Here is a 21,733-nt window from a genome sequence, read left to right as displayed (position 1 = left end):
ACATGGGATGCACCGTATTCGCGGAGAAAATGGGGTGGTTTCACAAAGGCAGTGACGGAAAAGGTATTGCGCCCGGAGATGTTTGTCTGACACCGCCGCCGCCGCCAGCCGGTCCGATCCCCGTACCCTATGTCAATATGCTGTTCGCCAGCGACCTGACGAAAGGTAGCAAGAGCGTCAAGGCCGACGGCAATCCAACCGCACTTGAGGATGTTTCTGAGATCTCGACAAGTACCGGAAACGAGCCCGGCACGCAGGGCGGCGGCGTCATAACGCATAAGACCAAAGGCAAGGGGAACTTCACGCTTTGGTCCTTTACAGTAAAGGTCGAGGGCAAGGGGGTCTGCCGTCATGGCGACCCATTGCTGCAGAACGAAGCCAGCAAACCACCGAATTGCACTGCCCCCGGCGCGCTGGTGATTCTGAAGGCGGCGCTCGGTAGCAATTATCGAAAAAGCAAATGCAAAACACCCTACAATAGCGACAAACACCGCCCAAGCATTAAGCAACCGCAGAAAGATGAAGTCTACGGAAAGCGGTGCTGGGAATGCGCGAAGCAGATCAGGGCAAGCAAGCGGGCCAAGACGCTAGGCGGCAAATGGCTGAGGGAGGAAGATTACGGCAAGAAGGACTCGGGCGGAAAGAGGCGCTACAAGAACCGCGACCGAAAGAAGATGACGCCCGATCATCAGCCACCTTTGAATCGCGCATGGGAACTTGGCGGCTGTCATCTGAAACCATCGCCCGAGGCATTCAAGAAACTCATGAGCAAGCCGGAGATGGTGCGGCCGCATTGCCGTGCGCACTCGAATACTCAGGGGACCAAGGTGTCCAAGATTGGCGCCAGCATTAGAGCGGGCCGGTCCTAGAGGAGGTAATGCGATGGACAAACGCTACAAAGATATTCAGGCTCACTATCTTGCCGAAATGCGCACAATCCTGCCGGGGGTGATGACCTGGTGGAAGGCTCAAGCTGTTCGCGATGCATCAAAACTCGTCGGCTCGGCCCCCCAAAATGAGTTCGAATCCCGCTGGCCGGCGGGACCAACCGCACACCCGCGCGTTCTCCATGTCTTCCGAAAATACTTCCTAGAAATAGACAATCTTAACCTGCACAATGAAAGTCGCGAGGCTCCCGGTAGCGATGACATCGAGGAAACCGACTGGGGAGCAGATGACGAGCCCGAGGTAGACTTCCAACTCGCGATCGATCTGCTGGTCGACGACCTACCTAGCGTCGCACCGGATGTCTATGAACTCGTGAAAGGCCTTGTTTTCGTGCCTATCGGTCAATCTCCGGACGAGGAGACCTGCTGAGATGGCGTTCAAGATCGTCCACAACGTCGACAAAGCTGTGCGCCAATTGCTTGGGGCACCGAAGGATCTCTATGGACAAATTCGTGACCAGGGGCAAGAAAAACCCCTTGCCGATGCAACCGAAGCCCATCGGAGACTATATGCCCAATATGTTGCCGACTTCGCAACGGCGTATGAGGTCGGCGATGCGTGGTGGCAGGATTGTGTCGAAGCCTTCGTGCTCGATGGCTACAAGAAGGCCGAGGCTGTTGACCTCGCCTACGACAAACGGCTGGCTGGGCCCGCATCCGCCCCGGAGGTTGTCTGGTTTTTTCGCACATATTGGCTGTCCTTTGACGAGCTGAACGGTGATCTTCCTCCGGCCGATCGCGTGCCTCCCCAGACGGCAATGCTCGCCTGGTTGGTCGAAGACGGGCGAAAGGACTACGTGCGACTGCTCACCTGCATGCCCTACTGGCCGATCGGGCTTGACGAGAACGGTAACTGGAGCTGAGCCGTGGCCTTTGATGTTTGGCTCGAAAATCGCACGCCCTTCGCTGCCGCGACTCACCTCCAAATGGATGCTGATGGACAGGAAGTGCTTGTAACGATGTTGTCGGCCAGTTTCGATGTGCCGCAACCGAATGGTTCGCTGCGTCCCGCGGACGAACAGCTGCCAGTGGCATTCGGTGACGTGCCCTTCGGTGACCCAGCCCGCTCGTCGAGCCGGTACGAGGCCGACATTGCCCCCATCAAGCCGAAGGCGGAGGTAATCGTCAATGGCACGGCCCACGCTCCGAACGGAAAACCGGTGCGCGAGATGCAAGTAGGCCTCAGCGTCGCCGGCATTCGCAAGGTCCTCAACGTCGTCGGTGACCGCATTTTCGATTCCGGCAGCTACAGCGCGCCGCACCCTTTCAGGACAATGCCAATCGTATATGAGCGGGCATACGGCGGCACTACGCCCGATGGGACTGTCGAATCTCGCAACCCAGTGGGAGTCGGTTTTCGCCATGCGGCTTCCGCCGATCCGACCGTCAGGACGCAGGCCCCAAATATAACGTATCCGGGTGAGCCGTTTCTAAGCGCATCTGACCGCCCGCAGCCGGCTGGCTTCGGCGTGCTCGCGCGCGGATGGCAGCCGCGCCTCGGCTTAGCAGGTACTTATGATCAAAGCTGGATCGACACACAATGGCCTCTGCCCCCGAAGGATCTCGACCCTCGACACTATCTGTGCGCACCGACCGATCAACAATTGCCGCGGCTTGCCGGCGGCGAGGAGGTAACACTCATTGGCCTAACGCCGGATGGGCGCTGGAGCTTTCGCCTGCCAAGGGTCACCGCGCCCTTGAGATTGATCTATGATGACAAGGTGCAAGAGCAGTCTTTTGTACCAGACACGATCATCATCGAGCCCGAAATTTCGCGCGTTACCCTGAAAGCAAGGCATTCAACCACAACGCGCAGGAATGCCCCGAACATACGCGAGATCGTCTTCGGCCACGTTACGCCAGCTCTTCTTTTGGCTCGACGCAGGGGAAAGGAGTATCGCTCCGCCCTTGGCGGCGATGGAACGATACCGGATCGACCGGTGTGGCGACTATGAAGCGACCGCTTTATGTCTCGGGGGCTGGGGCGGTTACCGCAGCGGGATTGAACGCTCGGCAAACCCTCGCAGCCATTCGGGCAAGTCTGTCGGCTTTCGAAGACGCCGTGCTTGCTACGCCATTTGGCGCTACCCAGGTGGTGGCGCGAATCCCGGCTCGCTCACGACTGCGAAGGACGGAGGGGCAGTGGCTTGTCAACATTGCGGCGCGGGCAGTCCGCGAGACATTGCTGACCGGCAAAATCAATTCCGAAGCGACCGCTATTCTGCTTACTCCCCCGGAGAGCTTTCGCAAGCATCCGGCCTACGCCGACATCGCACCGGCGGATTTTCTGGCCGCGATAATTGCGACGACCGGTCAGAAGTTCCATGCTTCCTCGCGCGCAGCAGACGGCGGCGCTGCCGCAAGTATCGGGTTGCTGGAGCGCGCGGCGGAGTTGATGGAACTGCAGGACGTCGAACAGGTCCTGCTCGGCGGCGTCGACAGCCTCATCAACGCCGTGGATTTGGCTCGTCTTGGGCAGGCTCGTCGCCTCAAGAGTGAAGAGAACGCGCAAGGCCTGATTCCCGGCGAAGGCGCAGCCTTCATCCGGTTGACCCGCGCTCCCGACGGAAAAGCGCAGATCCATGTTGCTATCCATGGCGTGGGCCTAGCCCACGAGACGGACAGTGTTCTTTCCGAGCGTTACAGCCAAGGGCACGCTCTGCTAGAGGCGTTACGCGACGCGGTAAAGGGATCAGGTCCCTCTGAGCCCGACATTGATTTCGTCGTCAGCAACGGCAATGGCGAGCGCTACAGCGGATGGGAGCAGATGCTCACACGACCGCGCTTCTACCGGACGCGACGGGAAATCCTGCCGACCGCCCTCCCGGCGATGACAGTCGGCGACATAGGGGCTGCCAGCGGGGCTCTTGTGCTGATGTTGGCAGCCGACAGTTTCCTGAAGGAGTATGCGCCCGGTGCGACCGCCGCCTGCGAGCTCGCCTCGGAGAATGGCCTGCGAGCCGCAGCGGTGTTGACCCACGTCAGGGGGCGGTAAGTGGCCAGTTCATTCAAAAAAGACCCTTATGGGTAATGTCATGTCCAGGCTGGGTACCGGCGCGTGGCACGCCAGTCGGCAAGCGGCGCATCGGACGTAGCAAGTGCGGCTCGTAACGCTCCGATCCGCAACCGGCGCATCGATTTGAAAGGGCGGTGAGAGTGCCCGCCCCGGCCCTCGTCCCACCATTCCTCGACCTTATCGGCCACTGGCAGCGAGGTCTCGTCAAGATGGACGAAATCCTTGCCGAGCGCAGCCGGATCGACCGCAAAGAGGTCGGTATCGCCAAAATCAACTTCGAAGAGGTCGCGAAGCGCTGCCCCGGAAGCAACGACAAGGTCTGGTTCGCGCATTTTCTCTATTAGCCACGGCATCACCATGCGATTGCCGAGCAGACCAATGGAGGCCGTGGCAACGCCACGAAGCGCGGGCTGGTCCAGATGCGTCTGGAGCCAGGCCTTGCCGGCCGCCGTCGTCCTCGTCAACAGGCCTATCTCGATCGCCGGTCCCGACAATCCCGAGTCCGCCGTCACGATCTTGTCAATCACGGGTTGGGCGGTTCGAATTTCGCCCAGCAGGCAAGCGGCTACGGCAGCCGTGAAGCGCTCGGTGGGCGTCTCGCCGTCAAGTCCAGTCAACACCTCTGCAAGGAGATCGCGTCGTTTGACCGCTCCGGCAAGCTTGACTGCGCGTCTGCGCACCCTCAGGTCCGAATCTTTTGTCAAATTGCGAAGCCACGGCCCCGCATCCACCCGATGATGCCACAGCGAAGAGAGGCCGAGGCTGCGACGCAACGCGTCCCTCGTATGAAGCCAATCCGCCACGAATGGTCGCAGGCTCTCACGCGGCGTACGGGCGATGGCCGCGGAGAGGCTCGACGTGCCGACATCACCGAGCGGCCCTGCAGCATCGATCGCGACGGTCACCAGATCGGCGTCTCCCCAGCGCAGAGCTAATGTGCCCAGCACAAACAGTTCGCTTGGTTCAGGATAGTCCGTGAAGCGTGCTAGAGCTGCTTCCCAGCCCGCCGTGCCGGCGGCCAAAAGTCCTTCGAGATTGGCCTCCAGCCGCTGATCTAAGCGACCTATGTCGGCAGCATCCAGTATGGGAGCATCGATCTCTCTGCGACGGCGTTGCCAGAGGAAGGCCGCATCTTCGGCATGCTGATCCACGATTGCAGCGATGGTCGCGACCCGATGCATTGGCAGCGCCTCAGTTGAGATGTACGGCCCCACCGCGAATACGGTTAGTTCCGCTGGCCTGGCTGGTCAACTGGGTGCCTCGAATGGTCACGCGGCCATTCTTCTCCAGAATGATCGAAGCCACCCCGCAACGCAGCTCAATGCGCTCATCCGCGGTGATGACGAGACGATCCCCATCACGAACGACCGGCAGTTTCTTGTCCTTATGAGCCGGATCGACGATGCGTCCAACGACGAGCGGCCGCGCAGGGTCGCCCCCCTCAAACATCAGAGCCAGTTCCGAACCCACCGCTGAGGGCCCCAATTCCGTCAGGCTACGAGCCGCAACCGCCGTTTCGCGCTGATTGCCCGCGAATACAACGAGCGGTACTCCGGCATCGAACCCGATAAGCAGGCCGATTACAACCCCGTCAATGCGATCCAGAACTTTCATCGTGACGCCCTCAGTTATTGTTGATGGAGCTTCCCTTGATAATCACGTCGCCGTCAGCCTTGACATTTATCTTGCCGCTGCCCTTCAGCATGATGTCTTTACCGTCGGCGACGATGGTCCCATCTTTTTTCATGGTGATCGTTGCGTCGCCGCATTTTAGCGTGATCGAGTCACCCGCCTCGATCACCAGATTCTTGCCAACATTGATCGAACTGTCCTCGGCTATCTGGATGGCGCTGCCTTTCCCGACCTTGAGCGCATGCGCGCCACCGACGTCGGTGCCGTCATCCGCGCCAATCTTGGCGCTTCTTGCCTTGGCTATTTCGGACGATTGCGCTCCACCCACAGCGAAGCTCTGGTCCGCTCCGATCTGGATGCTCTGAGTTGCACCCACCGACCAGCTATCGGCAGCGCCTATGCTATGGCTTTGGTCTATCCCGACGCTTACCGATCGCGACGCCCCGATCGCGTTCGTCTGCGAAGCGCCGACTGTTCGGGCTTCAGCGGCTCCCACCGTGTCTACGCGGGCGACACCCACCGTGACCGTCTGGTTGAGACCCACCGTCTGCGAATGGTTGGCGTCGATGTTCTCCGTCGAGTTGGCGACGACATGGATGGTCTCATTCGCCATGACCGTCAACGAACGGTTCGCGCCCACGGTCTCGGTATCGTTGCTGCCGATGTTGGTGGTCTGGTCGACGCCGACCTTGACCGTCTTGTTGTTGCCGACGTCTTCGTCAAGGTTATGGCCGACCGAGTGCTTGGCGTCGTGGTCGATGCGGTCGGACTGGTCGTGCTGAACGGTCTTGTTGCGATCGTGTTTGATCAGCAGATGGTGGTCCTTCTGCGCCTGGAAATTGACCAGCTCTGAGCCGGCCTTGTCCTCGAACATTAGTTCGTTATAGCCGCCGCCGCCCTTTGACGAGTTGGACTTCCAGCCCGATTGCGTCGCATTGGCCGGCAGTCCGTAGGGCGGCATCTCAGCGGCGTTGTAGACCCGACCCGTGATGATCGGCAGGTCGGGATCGCCCTCGATGAAATCGACTATAACCTCCTGGCCGATGCGAGGGATCTGGATGAAGCCCCATCCGCTCCCGGCCCAGGTCTGCGACACGCGCACGAAGCAAGATGAGTTCTGGTCCTTCTTGCCGAGGCGGTCCCAATGAAATTGCACCTTCACCCGAGCATATTTGTCGGTGAAGATCTCCTCGCCCGACGGGCCGACCACGGTCGCGGTCTGCGGTCCGCGCATGATCGGTCGCGCCGTGATGCGCGGAGGCCGGTAGGGCAGTTTGGTGGGCGCGATGCCAAGCACGACCTTGAAATTCTCGCTATGGGCTTCGTTCTGGGTCCGGTAGCCTGGATCGAACAGCCGATATACGGCGCTGATCACCAGATAGTCCTGGTTCTGGTCGTCGCGCGGAAAACTTTCCAGCGTGAACTTGCAGCCTGAAAAAAGCCCCCGTACGGTTCCCACCGCCGTGCTGTGCTGGTGCAGAGCCTGGAGTTCCTCGCGGCGGATACCCGCAATCTTATCGCCACGCCCGACATCGAGATGCGCGCCGGGCTGACGGTAGTTTTCACCCGAAGCCTCCCGATGGGCGAAGGGCTGAGCGGACTTCGCCATCAGGTCAGCGCCGGGCTTCTCGAAATCATAGTCTTTATGAACGTAGGCGCCTGGACGCACGGCGCTGCCCGGAATCCATTCGGTAATGTATTCAACATCACGGCGCGAGCCATGGCCTTCGAAATTGTAAAGCACCTTGTCGTAGCCTGGCGCCGGCTTCAGCTTACTCATGGCATCGCACAGCACCAGCGTGTGCTTGCCCTCATCGTGCTCGAAGAAATAGAAGATCCCTTCGTGCTCGAGCAGCCGCTGCACAAAATCGAGATCGCTCTCATCGTACTGCACGCAATATTCGCGCGAGGGATAAGACCCCTGCAGCCGCTTCTCGAACTTGGCCATGCCGTATTTCGAGAAGATCTTTTCAACGATCTCGACAGCGGTCATGTTCTGGAAAATGCGGCAGTCGGTGGTGTTGCCGAGGAACCAGAGCCATGGCCTGACGCTGGCCTCGTAATAGGTCAACCGATCCTCTATGCGGGTAAGTTTGAAATCCGACACCAGACCGCTGAACCAGCGCTTTGGATCGGATTCGCCTTCGACGGAAATGACGCCGCCTAGCATCTTCAGCGGATCGATCTCACGGCTCTTGCTGACGAACCCCACGGTATAGGCGAAACATCGGCTGATCTCATCACGGCCGACGAGATGGGTAAAGGTCAGCACATCGGCCCCAACCGGCGTCTGTAGAACCGTGGCACGTTCATTCGGCATGGGTCGTGCCCCTCCTCAACGCGGCCGCCGGGATGATGGATTGAAGCCCCGCTCCGTGAACGGCATCACGTTCACAGCATCTGACCGCCGCAAGCTAGCATATCTTCGACGGAGACCAAATAAAAGCAACGCATGAACCTGGCGAGCATTGTTCGTGGAAGGCGCCTCTCCCACTGCGCCGGCAAGCTGCTAGAATGCCATGGCATTTCAGCGGACAGTGGCTTTCAATGTTCATCTCGCTTCAGATCAGCAATGCCGACCGGCTGCCGCCAGGGGTCGCCACGAGCTATGCCGCCCGCGACCGGGGCTTCGAAATCGGGCGCGAGAACTGCGACTGGACGCTGTCCGACCCTGCCAAAGTTATCTCGGGAAGACATTGCGAAATCCGCTATCAGACAGGCTCGTTCTGGCTATACGACCTCTCGCGCAACGGCACTTTCGTCAACGGCTCCAGCCAGCGCCTGAATGCGCCGCATCGATTAATCCGAGGCGACCGGCTGCTCATCGGCCACTATATCATCACCGTTTCAATCGACGAAGAGCGCGTTGGCGCCGGTCATCCGCAGGCCAGGACCGGTTCGACGCAACGCGAGTTGCCGGCCTCGACGGGAGGGTCGCTTGAACCCGGCAGCGCACCATTGCTCACTCCGCCAGAATATGGCCCGGGCCAGGCAGCGAAAATGTCAACGTCGTCGGCGCCGACGCCCGGCCCTGATGTCCCAGTCAAGCAGCCGGCGGAAGCCGACCGGACACTTGGCGATATCGCCAGGGCGGCCGGCTTGTCGCCGGAGCTGTTGGCGTCGCGCGACCCGCATGACGTCGCTGCCGAGATCGGCGCGGTCTTGCGAACCACAGTCGAGCAATTGTCCTTGCTGCTCAAGGCGCGCGCGGCGGCCAAGGTGCTCGCTAAGAGCGCGCATCGCACGATGATCGGCGCCGCGGACAACAACCCGCTGAAATTCGTGCCGGGCACTGACGACATGCTGGAGATCATGTTTGCCAAGCGGCGGGCGGGTTATCTGGATGCCAGGCGGAGCATCGAGGATGCGTTCGACGATCTGAAGACCCACGAAATCGCAACCTACGCAGCCATGCAGGCCGCGCTCTCGAGGCTGCTCGACGACCTGTCGCCGGAGGCAATCGCCAGAAGAATCCCGCCCGCCTCCTTTTCATCAAGGAAGAGCCAAGCCTGGGATGCGCTCGTCGCGACGTGGCGGACGATGGAAGACAAGCACGAAAACGGCATGCTGGATGTCTTTCTTGCCTATTTCGCCGAAGCCTACGCCAAGGCTGGCAAGCAGAAATAACCGGGCGCCAGATGGCGTTGCCAGCTCGCTAATTAACCTCAAGGAAAGGAAAGCCGCTTCCTCTACACCCTGCTTTCCGATTTCAATCGGCTTCCTGTGCGACTAGAATGGCATAGGAGCGCTTGCCAGGCTGGCAGAGCGGCGCGGCTTGGGTGTGTGCAGGAATGTCATGTTTCGGCAAGATCAGAGTTTGCATCCGGCTCGCTGCTGATACTGAGCCTCGTATGCGGCATTCCTTCTGTCTGAAAGACGCCCGTTGGACTTCGTCGGTGGTGCATCGATGAGCTCGAAGGACGATTCCTCCGAGCCTCCGGATAAAACCGTCATCCGCGTGCAACGGCCAAGGCAAAGGCCGCTCGTGGCTCCCGCTGGTTCCGGTCTGCAAAGCGTGCCCCCTCTCCCCTCACCCGCCAGGGAATCGACCGTGTTCGCCCCCGGCGCCGGCCGGCAGTTGCCCCCCGGCTGGTCATCGGGAACCGTGGTTGTTCAGGACAACGAAGCGGTTGCTGCAAAAAGACCGGTGTTGCAGCAGGATGCCTTGCTCCACGCCACCGCTGTTGTGAAGTATGCCGCGGCCAATCCCATCCTCGCCGCCGCAGCCCCCTTGCTCATGGTGTGCGGCCAGTTGCGGCTGACGCCGGTCGAACGCCAAGCGGCCGCTTTGGGCGAGCATATCGCCGACACTATCGATAGCTTCGACCGTGCCACGGCCAAAGCCGGAATTGCCGAACAAGACGCGCGGATCGCCAAGTTTGCGCTTTGCGAAACAGCCGACGACCTCATCGGCAATCTGCCCTGGCCGGACAAACATACCTGGCTGCGGCACAGTATGGTGATAAAGTTCTTCCACACGCAGCCGACAGGGACGGGCTTTTACGAGGCGCTGAACAATATCCTCGCCAAGCCTGAAGGGCATTGCGACCTGCTCGAATTGATGCATGCCTGCCTTTCGCTGGGCTTTCAAGGCCAGTATCGAACATTGTCCGGTGAGCGCAACACGCTCGAGCGCGTCCGGCGCGACGTCTACGACACACTGCGCTATTTCAGGCCGCGAGCCGCAGACGAGATTTCCCCCAAGTGGCAAGGCATGGCGGCGGCGATGCCCAGGCCAGCAGGGCGGCTGCCGCTGTGGGCGATCGCAGCCGCCGCCGCGACCCTGGTGACGGTAGCCTTTTTCTTGCTTAGGATATTGATCACGGACGAAGGCGATGTCACTGCCAGCGAGTTGCTGGCGCTCAATCCATCCAGCCCGGTTATGATTGAACGGGCCAGCGTGGAGGCACCCGCCGAACCGGCGCGAGCCGACCCGCCACCACCTATGCCTGCAAACACCACGCAGATCGACCGCATCCGCACTGCACTCGCCAGGGAGGTCGCGAGCGGAGGAGTGAGCGTCGGCACCAAGGGCGACTTCATCGTCGTCGAGATCAGCAACCAGCTGTTGTTCGTGTCCGGCCAGGCCGGAATAACGGCACAGTTCCAGCCGATCGCGACAGACATCGCCTCGGCGCTCGACGCCGAACCCGGACCGATCAAGATCGTCGGCCATACCGACAACGTGAAGCCGAAGAAGTCGAGCACATTCAAGTCGAATTTCGATCTTTCTGTGGCACGTGCAAAAGCGGTGCAGGCGATGATGGCCAAGCAATTGAAGGACCCGTCGCGCCTGAGCGTCGAGGGCAAGGGCGAAGACGAACCCATTGCCGACAATGCGACCGCCGACGGCCGCGCCAAGAACCGCCGCGTCGACGTGATACTCCCAAAGCAGGACGCGTTATGAGCGGGCGCGGCGAGGAGCTGATCGGCTGGGTGCTGCGGATCTTCAGCGCGCTTGCCCTCGTCGGCTTCTCGGCCGCCATCTGGTATGCAGGACCCCTGATCCGCTTCGCCGACACCCGCCCGCTTGGGTCGGTGTGGCTCAGGGCACTCATCATCGGCACGACCGCCATCGTGCTCGCGTCTTTCTACGGCATTCGCTTCTGGCAAAGACGCAAGGCGCAACAGGCGCTCGAAACGGCCATTGTGCGCGGCGACGAGCGCAACGACGATTCACCGGTGCTCGAAGCGCGCATGAGCGAAGCCATCGCGACGCTCAGGCGGACGAGCCGCAAGCGCAACTTCCTTTATGATGTCCCCTGGTACATCGTCATCGGTCCGCCAGGCGCCGGCAAGACGACGGCGCTGGTCAACTCCGGCCTCAACTTTCCGCTTGCGGGCTCCGGCAACGCCCAGCCGGTGACTGGCATCGGCGGCACGCGGTCATGCGACTGGTGGTTTACCGATGAAGCCGTGCTGATCGATACGGCCGGCCGCTACACGACGCACGAATCGGACCGCGAACGCGACCAGGCGAGCTGGCTTGCATTCCTGGGATTGCTCAAGAAAACCCGCCCCAGACAACCAATCAACGGGGTGATCCTCGCCATCAGCCTCGCCGATCTCATCAGCCTCGACGACCAGCATATCGATGCGCATGTCACCGAGATAAGGAGCCGTCTGCGCGAATTGCACGAGACGCTCAAGATCCAGTTTCCCGCCTATCTCCTTTTCACCAAGGCCGACCTCTTGTCGGGCTTCATGGATTATTTCGGTGGCTTTGATGACGCGCGCAGGCGTCAGGTATGGGGCGCGACGTTCCAGACCGCCGATCGCACAAGGAACATGGCCGGCGAGGCAGTGGCCGAATTCGACGCTCTGGCGCAGCGCTTGGCAGATGAACTCGTCGAACGCTTGCAGGAAGAGGCCGACCCGGTGGCGCGCATCGCCATCTTCGACTTCCCGGCGCAGTTCGGCGCCCTCAGGAACCGGACCGCGCATTTCATCGGCAGTTTGTTCGATGCCTCCCGATCGCGGGTGAATGTCAGCTTGCGGGGCCTCTATTTCTCCTCGGGTACTCAGGAAGGAACACCGTTCGACCAGGTACTGGGCACAATCGGGCGCAGCTTCGGCACCGCCTCGCAGGCGCATCTTTCGGGCACCGGCAAGAGCTTCTTCCTGCACGATCTCCTGAGCAAGGTGATCTTCCCGGAGTCAGGTTGGGTATCTTTCGACCGGGCGGCCGAACGGCGCGCCAGACTTGCGAGATTTGGTGGCCTCGCCGCGATTGCGCTGGCGACGTCGACGGCGCTCGGCGTGCTTGGGCTGAGCTTCTTCGCCAACGAGTCCCTGATCACGTCCACCAGGCAGTCCATGGCCCATTATCGCGACAGCGCCGATGCGCTGCTCAAGAGCCCTATGGTGAGCGACGTCGACCTCGAAAATGTGATCGGCCCGCTCGACCAGTTGCGCAACCTGCCAGCGGGATTCGAGACCGGCGACCAGGGAAAGCCGATCGAGGAGACGTTCGGGCTTGGGCAGCGCGACAGGCTGCTGTCGGCCGCGAAGGATGCCTATCGGCAAGCGCTCGAGCGGACATTCCGCTCGCGGCTCCTGGTGCAGGCGGAGCGGACCATCCAGGCCAAGATTGCCGATCCAATCGCACTCTACGAGCCGCTGAAGATCTACCTGATGCTCGGCGGAAAGGCTCCGAAGGTCGATAACGAGTTGATTGTTTCCTGGATGAAGCAGGATTGGGAAGTGAACCGCTATCCGGGCGAGAACAACCGCGAGGGCCGCGCGCAGCTCGAAAAGCATCTGCGCGCGATGCTTGCCCTGGACGACGCCTACGATCCCGTCTTCGAACTCAACCAGCCATTGATCGAAGCCGCGCAGCGCTCCCTTGGCCGCATGAGCCTTGCCGACCGCGCTTCGGCGCTGATCAAGTCGGCGATCTACGCGGCGAGGCTGGAGAGCTTCCCAGTCGCAGCAAAAGCCGGGCCTGAGGCACAGCTCGTGTTCGAACGCGCGGATGGCGGCGATCTCGCCGATCTCGACATTCCCGGGCTTTACACGCGCGACGGCTTCAACCGTTTCTTCCTGCCGCAGCTCTCGCGCATCGCGCAGATCCTCGTCAACGACCAATGGGTGCTTGGCGGCGGCGGGCAACAGGGCGGCATCGACCAGGACCTGCCCAAGCTCGGTCTAGAACTGATCGACCGCTACGGCAAGGAATTCTCCGCCGCGTGGAACGGCGTCCTTGACCAGCTGATGTTCAAGGCATTGCTCGAAGACAAGCCGCGATATCTGCCGCTTTCCGCTCTCGCCGCGCCGGACTCGCCTCTTGCTCAGCTCTCCACGGCGATCGCCGACGAGACCGCGTTGACAAAGGATGAGATGGTCGAGGGCCAAGGCGGCGCGGCGCAAGAGGATCTCGCCAGCATGGCCAAAGGCCTGGCTCGCATCGGCCTGCAGATCGCCGGCGGCAAGTCGCAGAGCCGTGCCGGCTCTGGCTCGGCTGTCGCACACACTGCCGGTGCGAGCGTCGAGGCGCAGTTTCGATCGTTCCAGTCCCTGGTCAGCGGCGCAAACGGAGGGCGGCCGATCGATGCGTTGACGCGGAATTTCCGCGATATCTTTCAAAGCCTGAGGCTTTCGGCCGATGATCCTTCACAAACCGAACGCGTCAACGCCAATCTGCAGCTGCAGATCTCCACGCTGCGCGCCAATGTCTCGCGTCTTCCGAAGCCGCTTGCGCGCATGGTCAACGCGGCAGCGGACGAGTTTGCTGGCAGTGTCGCCGAAGCCTCGCTGGCCAACCTCAACCAGAACCTCGACCAGACGGTCACACGAGCCTGCGAGGAGGCGGTCGGCGGGCGCTATCCCTTCGCAAGGGACGCCACGCAAGAGATCTCGATAGCGGATTTCGCCAGGCTCTTCGCGCCGGGCGGGCTGATCGACCGTTTCTTTGCGCAGAACCTTGCGTCGCTGATCGACATGAGCGGCCAGGAATGGACCTGGAGACAGGATGCCCGCGCCGGCCACGACTTGGCGAAGTCGACCTTGAAATCCTTTCAGTCGGCCGCAGAGATCCGCAGCGCCTTCTTTCCGTCCGGCGGCTCTGTGCCCTCGGTTTCGATGACCATCACGCCGTCTACGCTCAATGGAGACGCAGACAACGCCGTTCTCAACATTGACGGCCAGACCATCCAGAGCAGCCAGACGGGCAACGCGCCGAGCACGGTGACGTGGCCAAACAGCACAGCCTCGGCTTCCGCCAGCCTCACCTTGATGCCGCAAATGCCCGGCCGCGACTCGGCTATCAAATTCGAGGGACCGTGGGCGTTTAAACGTCTGCTGGACAAGGCGACCATCACCGCCAGCGGCGAAGCCCGCTTCGTGATCGGTGGACGCGACGTCGCTTACATGATCCAGACCGGACCGGCGGCAAATCCCTTCCTTTTGCCAGCCCTGGCCGACTTCAGCTGTCCGAAGGCGTTCTGACACGGCTTTGTTCAAGCGCAGCGGCGGCTGCGGCACTCATTTTGGTACTCTAATGGATGCGCTTATGGCAAAGTGGCCTGGGCACGCTGCCCGGGGTTGGTCACAGGGGACGCTCGCGAAGCGCTAGGTGGCAAATTGAGCACTGTCGCCCTTTCCATCGAAAGCTTCGGCGTGACCCATAGAGGCTGCGTGCGCGACCACAACGAGGACAACTACCTGATAGAGCCGCAGACCGGTCTCTGGGTGGTGGCGGATGGCATGGGCGGGCACGAAGCCGGCGAGGTCGCGTCGGCCAGCATCGTCGACCATTTGGCAACGATCGGCATAGCGAGCTCGGCACCCGACCTTCGTGCGCGCTTCGAGGACCGGCTGAGCCGCGCCAATTCCGAGATCCGCGAGATCTCGCGATCCCGCGGCATCACCATCGGCTCGACCTTCGCCGCCTTGCTTGCCATGGATGGACGGTTCGCCGGCCTGTGGGCCGGCGACAGCCGCATCTATCTGATCCGTGACGGGACAATCTTTCAGGTCTCGAAGGATCACACCGAGGTCCAGGAACTGGTGGATCGCGGCATGATCAGCGCGCAAGAGGCGCTTACCTGGCCGCGCCGCCACGTCATCACCCATGCAGTCGGGGTGAGCGACGAGCTCGAGATCGATTTCCAGCAGGGCGAGCTGATGGCGGGGGATGTTTTCGTCCTGAGCACCGACGGACTGACGGCTCATGTCAGCGACGCCGAGATCGAAGCCGCAGTCAGATCGGCAACGCCGCAGGCGGCGTGCCGGAGCCTGCTGGAGACGGTGCTGGCGCGCGGCGGGACCGACAATGTGACCATCGTTCTCGTGAAGATCGGCGGCGGGCGCAACGGTGCGCCCCATACGGATCGGTCCGGACCGGAGAGCCTGGCGAGATGAGCGACGACGATAAGACGCGGATATCGACCAACGTTACCTATGCCGGCGCCGGCACGCAGCTCAGCGGCATCTACGAACTCGACGAGAGGATCGCGTCCGGCGGCATGGGAGAAGTCTATCGCGGCCACAACATCCAAACCGGCGATCACGTGGCGATTAAGATCGTCCTGCCCGAATTCGCCCGTGACCAGACGATCCTGTCGCTGTTTCGCAAGGAAGCATCGATCCTCAACCATCTGTCGCATGATGCGGTGGTTCGCTATCACGTCTTCACCATTGATCCGAAGATCGGCCGCCCCTACCTGGCAATGGAGTTTGTGGACGGCCAATCACTGTTTGATGTGATGCGTCACGGAGCGATGCAGGGAGAAGACGTGCGGCGCCTTTGCCATCGCTTGACCTCGGGGCTGGCGGCTGTTCATCAGGCGGGCGCGATTCACCGCGACCTTTCGCCGGACAACATCATCCTGCCTGGCGGGCGGGTGGAGCACGCCAAAATCATTGATTTCGGTATCGCTCGCTCCGCGACCGCAGGCGGTGAAACGCTGATCGGTGGGAAGTTCGCCGGCAAATACAATTACGTATCGCCCGAACAGCTCGGCCTCTATGGCGGCGAGGTCAGTGAGCAGTCCGATATCTATAGCCTCGGCTTGGTACTCGCCGCCGCACTGCGCGGAAAGCCACTCGACATGAGCGGCTCGCAGTACGAGGTCATCGAAAAACGCCGGACCGTCCCAGACCTGTCTGACATCGATCCCGAGTTCCATGATCTCCTCGGCGCCATGCTGCAGCCCGACCCGCGCGATCGGCCCGCCAGCATGGCCGAGATCGCCAGGGCGACGCGTGGCGAGGATGTCGAGCTCACATTGCCGCCCGTATCGTATGGTTCGCGGGAACGCTCCGGCTTGCCGCGCGCCGGCTGGACGGCACTGCCCACCTCCAGGCTCGAGCCTTCGGCATCTCCGGGCGAACAACGCTTTGTCGAGCATGTCCGGCCGGCGCATCTGTCGCAACCAGAGTCGGCGCCGACGCCCGGCACGACCGTTCCGGCTAAGCCGCGAAATCCGGGGCGGATGCCGGCCATCGCTGGCGCCCTGGTGACGCTGGCGGTCCTGTTGGGGGGCGGCCTTTATGTCAGTGGCATCCTGGCGCGGCCGCCGGCCGAAGAGACCCCCAAGCCTCTGACATCAAAACCGGTGGTGCAGAAGCCGCAACCGGAAGCATCGCAACCGCCGCCATCATCACCGCTACAGCCGGAGCCGTCAAAACAAGACAACGCTGCCGCCGACCAAACGGCAATGCCACCTGCGCAGCCGGATGCTCAGGTGAAGACCACAATACCGACCGCGGACCAGGCGCACGCAGCAGGCGAGCAGAAACCGCAGCAGGCCAAGCCCCCCGAAATGCCGGTGCCGACCCCGCGCCCCGACCTGCCATCGGCAACAAAATCACAGCAGGTCGCCCGCCAGGAGCCGACGGGCCAGCCGGTGACCGCCGACAGGCAGGCGCCTATGGTGCCGCCCATCGGCGAGACCGCACCATCCATGGCTCAACCCGAAGCAACGGCTACTCCGCCGGTCGAGATCAAGCCTGCCGAGACGCCGACCGTGACCCGGTCAAACGCGGTGTCGGTGGCAAAGCCCGAGGCGAAGGCGAACCCGCCGCAGCCAGTCGGCGAGCCGCCGGGGACGTCGGCGCCAAGCCAGACGCAGGCAGAGGGCAAGCCGGCGCGGGAAGCAAACCCGCCGGCGACGAAACCAAGCGCAACCGAGCTGGTCGATAAGCTTTCCAAAATGGCCAAGCCGGAGGCTTCATCGCCGACGATTGCGCAAAGCCCAGTGCCGGCGCTGCCGGTCAGCCCGCCGGCTCAGCCGGTGCCGCCGACTGCGATCGCCAGCAAGCCGCTGCCAGCCGCGCCGTCCGAAGCGGCGAACACGCCGCAACCGTCCCAGCAACCGCGGCCGCCGTTGACCACGCGGCCCGAAAACACCGACGTCGCCATCAACATGCCCAAGCCGGCGGTGCCGCCAGCGGCGGCAGTCGACGAGACGGCGCAACGTGCGTCATGGGTGCGCGACTTCAGTGGCGGCGACTGTTTCTACGCGTCGCTGACATCCCAAAGCGCCAGCGCCGCCGCAATCGAAGGCTTCGCAACCGCCGTGCAGCCCTTCGAGCAGATGCTCAATGACTTTCAGTCGAGGTTCCATCTCGAGCCCGATATCAGCGTCCGTGTCATCGACCAGCCCCAGTGTGAAGTGACCAGGTTCCTGCGCTTGCTCGACCGCAACCATGTGGAAAGGCCGCAACTGGTTCTCGACCGGACGGCGGTGCCGGACGGCTCGCCGATCAGGGGCACGCTGGCAACGCATGGCGGGCTCGTTTCCAACGTCATGCTGATCGACCACAGAGGCATCGCCTTCAACCTTGATGACCGCATGGTGGCGCAAGCCGACAAGGCGACTTTCAGCATACCGATTGGTTTGGGCGCCGCCGACAAGGCGGCCGGCAAAGCCCTGCCGCAGATCATGCTGGTGATCACCGGACCGCACGACATTCGGGCCGCGAGCTTCTCCAGGCCGACACCAGCCTCCGACCTTTTGCCAAATATCCTCGAGGAGATCGAGTCCGACGGCTCGCAATTCTCCGCCGCCGCGAAGTATTTCAGGCTCGGCGGATAGATATGAACGCCGATGGACCTTCGCGCCCTGCATTTATTTTGCCCGCCTTCCGCACGCATAAAGCGTAGCTGGTCTGGACGCTTGCTGGCCAACCGCGTCGCGTTTTCCGCGCTGTTGGGCGCAGCACTGCTCCTTGCCGTCTCGACCGACAGCGCGCATGCGGAATTCACCGTCTGCAACCAGACCCTCGACGTCGTCAATCTCGCCGTCGGACAAAAGATCGACGATGCCGACCAGACCGACGGCTGGTGGACCATTGGCGCCAACCAATGCGTGAACGTCATCCGCGAGGAACTGACCAACCGGTACGTATACCTCTACGCGACCGACGTGTTCGGCCATGCGATTCTCAGCGGATCGACCGAAATGTGTGTTGATCGACACCGCTTCTCTATCCGTGGCATCGACGAGTGCTGGCAGCGCGGTCACATCGCGGCCCGTTTCGTCGAAGTCGATACGCTCGAGCAGGTGCGCTGGACCTATTTCCTGACCGGAAACGGCCCGTGACGCACGGTATCGACACGAGCTTCAAACAAAAGAAGTTGGCGCGCCAGAGCGAGCGCAGACGCAAACTTTGGCACCGCTTTCTTGCTGGCCTTGCCGCGCTCACCGTCATTGCGATTGCCACCGGGTTTTATCTCACCCGGGATGACTGGTCGTTCGGCGACGAGAATGAAGAGCTGCATCCCGTCGAAGGTTTGGATGACATACCCCCCGACGCCTCGGTCTATGTGCCGGCCATCATCGATCTTGCCGGTGACCCGATGTGGATCACGCTGGCACCCGATGACGAGACCGCCACGAAGGGCCGCACGATTGCGCGCCCGGCCGAACTCGACGGTTCCGGGGCTTCGCCGCAGATCGAGATCCTGTCCGACGTGATGTTGAGCGCCAGCGAGAAGTTCATGACGACGATCCCCTCCACGCAGGAGGATTTTGCCTTCTTCCAGGCGCAGCGGCAGGCTGCTCCGAAGCCCTCCGCCGCGGCACCCGAGGGCCACGAGCCGACCGCGCCCGAACCTGCCGTCGCGTCCGAGGATCAACGCGATGATCTGGCGAACGACCTGCAGGCGGCGCCTGAAGGGGGGGAGACGTCCCCGGGTTCGGCGCTCAAAGCTGACGCGGACGACCCCGAGGCCGGCTGGGGCGAGACCATTGACCAGGGCGAGAAAGCGCTGCCCGCCTTTGAGAAGACCGCCATTGAGAACAACACCACGGTCGCGACCGTCATCAGCGATTATCAGCGCTACGAGGCAACGGAGGACACTTTCGTGAAAGTCCTCAACGAGCGCAGTCTGGACAGCGTCGCGCTCGACGCGCATTTCTCCGCGGACGATGCCAGGCTTGCGGGCGAGGCGCTGAAAGCGGTGTTCAACCGCGATCGGCTGGAGCCTGGTTTTGTGGTCGCCCTGCGCGGTTTCCGGCCGAACCGTGAGACGACGACCATGTCGCTGATGCAGGTCTCCGTCTACGCAAGGAACCTTTACGTCGGCACACTGACCCGCAACGCCGGGGGCGCCTTTGTTGCAGGCGTCGATCCCTGGGTCCGCGAGGACCTCTTTAACTATTCCGGTGGTTCGGATCAGGGTGGGCCGAAGCGGCAGTACCGTCTGCTCGACGCAATCTACTCGACGGCGGCGCGCAACAAGGTGCCGACCAGCGTGATCGGCGAAGCGATCATGTATCTGTCGAGAGGACAGGATCTGGACGCCTTCGCCGGCGAGGACCAACGCCTGGTGCTGATCTACTCGCAGACCCCGCGCGGCCAAGGCGAGATTTCCGGACGGGTGCTTTACGTCGGCGTCCTGGGTAAGAACAAAAACCTCGACTGCTTCGTCTACCAGCAAGCCGACGGGCAGTATGCCTGCGTCACCGGCGATGATCAGGTCCGTTCGCAGACGGTCACCAACGGCATGATCACGCCAGTGAGCGGGGTGATGACGTCGACCTTCGGCCCGCGTAGGCATCCAATCCTCGGAACGGTTCGAATCCACAAAGGCGTCGACTGGGCAGCCCCCGTGGGCACGCCCATCATGGCCGCCTACGACGGCGAGATCAGCTTCCAAGGCGACGGCGGCAGCTATGGCAATCTGGTCAAGATCACCCATTCAAACGGGCGCGAGACGCGCTACGCCCATATGCAGAAATTCGCCATTGCCAGCGGCGTCGGCACCAAAGTGAAGGCAGGCGACGTCATCGGCTATATCGGCACGACCGGGCTCTCGACCGGACCGCATCTGCATTTCGAACTTTATCAAAACGGCGAGGCGATCGATCCGCTCGGGACGGTCACCACGGTTGCCAGCGCTGAATCCCCCAGCTCTGGCCGATCCGCAGGCTCTGGCGATGCCGCGGTCGAAACGCTAGCCGACCGGATCGTACATGTTGAAAGCGGCGGCAGCGCCCGCGCCAAGAATCCCAACTCGTCGGCAACCGGGGCTGGCCAGTTCATCACCAAGACCTGGATCCGGATGATGAACACCTATCGTCCCGATCTAGCCCGTTCGCTCTCGACCGCCGACCTGCTCGCGCTTCGCTATGACGTGACGTTGTCGCGTGAAATGGTGCGCAATCTGGCGCGCGAAGGCGAAGCCTATCTGCGTGCCCGCGGCCACCAGATAACCGCGGGTCGCCTTTACCTGTGCCACTTCCTTGGCATGGAAGGAGCGCACCAGGTGCTGGCCGCGTCCGGCACGTCGCAATTGAGCGCCGTTTTGGGTTCAGCGGTGATCGAGGCCAATCCCTTCCTCATCGGCAAGACCGCTGGCTATGTCATCGACTGGGCCGAGCGGAAGATGGGTCAAAAAGTGCCGCGCGTGGTGACGGATGCTGGCCAGCCGGCGACGACCACCGAAGTTCGGCAGACGTCACCGGAGTTCGAAAAATACAAGCAGGCAATAACAGCGCTGCTCAATTCTGTCCAAGGTGTGCTTGAGCCAGGCTAATGCATATCTTTGTCAAGGATGGTCGGCGAGCCTACTCGGTCCTGACACGCATCTCCACCCGGCGGTTGACCGGATCGTAAGGGTTGGCGACCCGCGGATGCGATTTGCCAACGCCGATTGCTTCCAGTCTGGCCGGTTCTACCCCGTTGGCTGTCAAGAATGCCGCCACCGATTGCGCCCTTCTCTGCGAAAGGTCCTGGTTGTACCGATCCGAGCCGGTCGCATCGGTATGCCCCTCGACGACAAAGCTAAAGGTGCTCAGCCGATTGTCCTTGAGGGCCTTTGCGAACTCATCGAGTTCGGTGCGCGCGATCTGGTCGAGTTGAGCCGAATCAAGGGCGAAATTGATCATCATGTCGAGACCAGCTTTTTGTGGGGCTGAGCCGGTCTTCTCCGCCTTGCTCTTGCACTCTTCCTCTGTACCGACGCAGATGCCGCGCGAGGCACCGAGATTGCCGGGCTGATTGGCGAAGAACTTCACGATGTCTTCCGACTTTTGAAGCGGATCGGCACAGACGTGCGTTGCAAGAAGCATGGCCGCCAATGCCAAGGTTGAACTGACCCATCGCATGACCGTCACTCCAGTGTGAGTGGATTTGCTGGCGCCTACCATAGCAAATCAGGAAGCGATTGTCTGTGACCAAACGCATGCTG

The 21,733-nt window shown here is 61.9% G+C and carries 16 protein-coding genes; 12 read left to right on the top strand and 4 right to left on the bottom strand.

Features of this window, described 5'->3' with window-relative positions:
* The first annotated feature begins 2 nt into the window (after window positions 1-2).
* From FJ936_RS28855 to FJ936_RS28835, 5 genes are all read left to right on the top strand, one after another.
* Window positions 3-869: a DUF4150 domain-containing protein gene (locus FJ936_RS28855; protein ID WP_141907356.1), complete on the top strand. Its 867-nt coding sequence runs from the start codon at window positions 3-5 to the stop codon at window positions 867-869.
* 13 nt (window positions 870-882) lie between these two features.
* Window positions 883-1,317 carry a hypothetical protein gene (locus FJ936_RS28850; RefSeq protein WP_141907355.1) on the top strand — a complete coding sequence of 145 codons (435 nt, stop codon included), beginning with the start codon at window positions 883-885 and terminating at the stop codon, window positions 1,315-1,317.
* Window position 1,318: 1 nt separating this feature from the next.
* On the top strand, window positions 1,319-1,810 hold the full coding sequence (locus FJ936_RS28845; protein WP_141907354.1) for a hypothetical protein: 492 nt from the start codon (window positions 1,319-1,321) through the stop codon (window positions 1,808-1,810).
* Between the two features lie 3 nt (window positions 1,811-1,813).
* Window positions 1,814-2,902, top strand: a complete 1,089-nt coding sequence (locus FJ936_RS28840) for a DUF2169 domain-containing protein (protein ID WP_141907353.1) — start codon at window positions 1,814-1,816, stop codon at window positions 2,900-2,902.
* A 227-nt stretch (window positions 2,903-3,129) separates the two neighbouring features.
* Window positions 3,130-3,942, top strand: a complete 813-nt coding sequence (locus tag FJ936_RS28835) for a beta-ketoacyl synthase N-terminal-like domain-containing protein (protein WP_181763195.1) — start codon at window positions 3,130-3,132, stop codon at window positions 3,940-3,942.
* A gap of 38 nt (window positions 3,943-3,980) precedes the next feature.
* Here the strand turns inward: FJ936_RS28835 and FJ936_RS28830 are convergent, their stop codons facing one another.
* From FJ936_RS28830 to tssI, 3 genes are read right to left on the bottom strand one after another with little or no spacing between them, the layout of a single operon-like run.
* Window positions 3,981-5,144: a hypothetical protein gene (locus FJ936_RS28830; RefSeq protein ID WP_141907351.1), complete on the bottom strand. Its 1,164-nt coding sequence runs from the start codon at window positions 5,142-5,144 to the stop codon at window positions 3,981-3,983.
* 10 nt (window positions 5,145-5,154) lie between these two features.
* The gene (locus FJ936_RS28825; protein ID WP_141907350.1) at window positions 5,155-5,577 is read right to left on the bottom strand and encodes a DUF6484 domain-containing protein; all 423 of its coding nucleotides are present in this window, start codon (window positions 5,575-5,577) and stop codon (window positions 5,155-5,157) included.
* Window positions 5,578-5,587: 10 nt separating this feature from the next.
* Window positions 5,588-7,915 carry a type VI secretion system tip protein TssI/VgrG gene (tssI, locus tag FJ936_RS28820; RefSeq protein WP_141907349.1) on the bottom strand — a complete coding sequence of 776 codons (2,328 nt, stop codon included), beginning with the start codon at window positions 7,913-7,915 and terminating at the stop codon, window positions 5,588-5,590.
* Window positions 7,916-8,142: 227 nt separating this feature from the next.
* Here tssI and tagH point away from each other — a divergent pair, with 227 nt between their 5' ends.
* From tagH to FJ936_RS28785, 7 genes are all read left to right on the top strand, one after another.
* Window positions 8,143-9,222, top strand: coding sequence for a type VI secretion system-associated FHA domain protein TagH (tagH, locus tag FJ936_RS28815; protein WP_141907348.1), 1,080 nt, complete (start codon window positions 8,143-8,145; stop codon window positions 9,220-9,222).
* Window positions 9,223-9,646: 424 nt separating this feature from the next.
* Complete coding sequence (gene tssL / locus FJ936_RS28810) at window positions 9,647-11,002, top strand: type VI secretion system protein TssL, long form (RefSeq protein ID WP_348643181.1); 1,356 nt, start codon at window positions 9,647-9,649, stop codon at window positions 11,000-11,002.
* Window positions 10,999-14,541, top strand: a complete 3,543-nt coding sequence (gene tssM / locus FJ936_RS28805; protein WP_181763194.1) for a type VI secretion system membrane subunit TssM — start codon at window positions 10,999-11,001, stop codon at window positions 14,539-14,541. Before tssL ends, tssM begins: the two co-directional genes overlap by 4 nt.
* A 135-nt stretch (window positions 14,542-14,676) precedes the next feature.
* The gene (locus tag FJ936_RS28800; RefSeq protein ID WP_140789691.1) at window positions 14,677-15,456 is read left to right on the top strand and encodes a PP2C family serine/threonine-protein phosphatase; all 780 of its coding nucleotides are present in this window, start codon (window positions 14,677-14,679) and stop codon (window positions 15,454-15,456) included.
* Window positions 15,453-18,134 (top strand): serine/threonine-protein kinase, encoded by a 2,682-nt coding sequence (locus FJ936_RS28795; RefSeq protein WP_141907346.1) that lies wholly within the window; start codon window positions 15,453-15,455, stop codon window positions 18,132-18,134. Before FJ936_RS28800 ends, FJ936_RS28795 begins: the two co-directional genes overlap by 4 nt.
* Before the next feature lie 12 nt (window positions 18,135-18,146).
* Window positions 18,147-18,641, top strand: a complete 495-nt coding sequence (locus FJ936_RS28790) for a DUF1036 domain-containing protein (RefSeq protein ID WP_181171465.1) — start codon at window positions 18,147-18,149, stop codon at window positions 18,639-18,641.
* On the top strand, window positions 18,638-21,079 hold the full coding sequence (locus tag FJ936_RS28785) for a M23 family metallopeptidase (protein WP_141907382.1): 2,442 nt from the start codon (window positions 18,638-18,640) through the stop codon (window positions 21,077-21,079). Before FJ936_RS28790 ends, FJ936_RS28785 begins: the two co-directional genes overlap by 4 nt.
* 31 nt (window positions 21,080-21,110) lie before the next feature.
* Here FJ936_RS28785 and FJ936_RS28780 read toward each other — a convergent pair whose 3' ends face one another.
* Window positions 21,111-21,614, bottom strand: coding sequence for an OmpA family protein (locus tag FJ936_RS28780; protein ID WP_140789767.1), 504 nt, complete (start codon window positions 21,612-21,614; stop codon window positions 21,111-21,113).
* Window positions 21,615-21,733 lie beyond the last annotated feature (119 nt).

Origin of the sequence: Mesorhizobium sp. B2-4-13 (genome assembly GCF_006658535.1) — a bacterium.
GTDB classification, from domain to species: Bacteria; Pseudomonadota; Alphaproteobacteria; order Rhizobiales; family Rhizobiaceae; genus Mesorhizobium; species Mesorhizobium australicum.
The sequence above is the reverse complement of the archived record's forward strand: the minus strand, read 5'-3'. Positions and strand labels throughout refer to the sequence as shown.